The organism is Marinobacterium profundum, from assembly GCF_001528745.1.
Lineage (GTDB): Bacteria > Pseudomonadota > Gammaproteobacteria > Pseudomonadales > Balneatricaceae > Marinobacterium_A > Marinobacterium_A profundum.
Map to the genome: position 1 here is coordinate 1 of NZ_BCNS01000010.1, position 2,425 is coordinate 2,425.

1 protein-coding gene is annotated in these 2,425 nt (G+C 61.5%); it reads right to left on the minus strand.

All coding sequences use genetic code 11. The features are described from left to right. Nucleotides 1–50 precede the first annotated feature (50 nt). Entirely contained in the window at nt 51–2,303 is a 2,253-nt protein-coding gene (locus MPRO_RS00920) for a baseplate J/gp47 family protein (RefSeq protein ID WP_067285957.1), read from the minus strand. Between the last annotated feature and the right edge of the window lie 122 nt (nt 2,304–2,425).

Sequence of the window (2,425 nt, forward strand, 5' to 3'; positions counted from 1 at the left end):
GCGGACCTTGCTCGCCGAGCGCGGACTGATATACCCGTGGTAACAGCTGTTCAATCTCGCTGCGTTTCATCTTCAGTCACCACCCTGATGTCATGTTCACCGGAGCAAAACAGCCAGGTCCGCGGCAAGGTAACCTCGTCGGAAAACTCGCTGTTCGAGACAGGCTCATAGCGTACTCCCTGATCACTGCTGCGATAGACGCCCTCGATGCCGGCGGCCATGATCAGGTTGCCGCCGGGCGCCGTTGCGACCGCATCGACCGGCTGCAGGCTGTGGCGATCACGCAGTGGTAGCCTGCAGTTTATATCCGGCGCCACCCATGAGCATTCTCGCTCGGTAATGTCGAGGTGCAGTACCCCCTGACGCAGCGAGCCCGCTAATACTTTTCCCCCCTGAAATGCCAGCGAACGACAGCCGCCTGCGTCCCATCCAGCGCTGTATCCCCGCCAGCCCTCCGGATTTTCCTCCTCCCCGGTCAGTTGCCAGCGAAAGCAGCCGTTGCCGGGATCGGATCCGACCGCGGCAACACCGGCCCAGAGATAGCGCTTGGCCCCGTAGTGCTGAATGGCCAGCACACGCACCAGTTCATGCTCCAGGCCAATGGCCGTGAAGCTTTCGGGCCTACCTCCACTGGCTGAAAGAAAAACGCCGAGATCGCCGCGGGCCGCGACCGCCACACTGGTGCCACCCCAGACATCGGCCGAGACCGCTATGGCATAAAACCCCAGTGACGGTTGTGCCACATCGACCAGTATCTGATGCGGATCAGCGCCCGGTCGCGCCTCCAGTTCGTAGAGCCCTTTTTCAGTTGCCAGCAGCAGCAGCGAGACCCCGTCCCGTTCCAGCCAGGCCATGTCTTCTACCCTAAAGGTTGTCGCCAACCCTGCCTCCCAGGACTCACCGCAGTCGCGCGAGATGTACAGCCGCGAGCCTCCACCACTCTTATCCAGCGAAGTCGCTACGGCCACCAGCCCGGCGTGACGTGCGTTACTGCTGGCTTCCCGGGGGAACGCCAACACTCGCAGCACTTCTTCTGCCGGAAAGTGACCTATGGCTTCCCAGCCCCTGGCATCATCCATCGATCGGAACACGGCATCGCCACTGCCTGCATACCAGGTGCGCTGCTGGAATCCATCGGCACACAAGGCTCTGACATCGCGTCCCGGAACCTCGTCGACCAGCATTCGCACTCGGCTTACCGAACTGACGCCGGGTTCTGCGCTGATGATCTTGTAGATATCCCATACGCTGAGGGTCTGCCCAAAAGGCCAGCCCCGGCTATCCGCCGAGGACGACAATGGATTGATCGTGCGCCACAGTCGCCCCATGACGCGCTGCTGCACTGCAGCCGGATCCTCCTCCCGATGCACGACTACCTCGGCTTTGACCTGCACCGTTTTATAGCGTGCCCAATTTACCAGGCAATAGGTGCCCAGGGGTTTGCGCTGATCCAGCGCCGCCTGAATCTGTTCACGGGCGACATCAGACTCGTGCGCCTCCAACTGCTCGATGGCAATCCGTCCGCCGCCGTGCGATTCATCAGGAATCCGTGGTACCAGCAGAACCTCCACCGTACCGGGAGGCGCATGCACCCAGAGTGCTGCCTTGGTGAACGCCGTGGCCCGATCCACAGCCCCCGAGCTGCGGGTTGCTACCAGCTCAAAATCCCGTGCTGTCACGGCCCGATGCAGGGAATGCAGCTCCTGTGGGCCCCGAATCAGGGCGTTCTCGATACTCTCCGCCGCTGCGCCGCCGGCCGCAGGATTTGGATTGGTCACTTCCAGGCCAGGTATCGGATCTTTTAGTGTGGTTAGCATGTTCGCCATCACGTTTCCCTGAGCCCCTCCGCCACGGCGATACCACACGCGGATCTCGCAATCCGCACCAGGTATTTCCGCAAGGGCCTGGGGTGCTTCCTGCAGCTGGCCCGCCGTTTTATACATGCGGGCCGCGGGGGCGAAGGTGATGGTTCCAGCAAGCCTGTCCGCCACATAAACAAAGCGGTTGGCCTCAAGGTTGGAAAAATTCTCCACTTCTCGCCAGATGCGATAGGTCTTGCCGTCGTACTGTATTTCTGTGGCCGAGGCTGCCATCGTCGCAACCGGCGACTGTATACCGACGACCAGATCCAGGCCATCACCCGTTGACGCAATGACCGGTGGACGGGCAAGGCTCAATGTCAGTCCAGCAGCACCGGTGCCGACCCCGATCAGTTCGGCGTCCACCATCTCGCAATGCCGGGCCAACACCTCAACCTCGGTCTCGCCCGGCGCCAGGGTGACCGCCGCTACGGTGCTAAACACCGGCGGCTCTTCGCCGTCACTGCGCCCCGTAGTCCCTGTCCCTTATACCCCTCTCCGAGCCCACGAGACTCATTAGCATCTCGTGTGCCGTCTTCTGCTTGAAAAAAAAAAACAACCGCCAA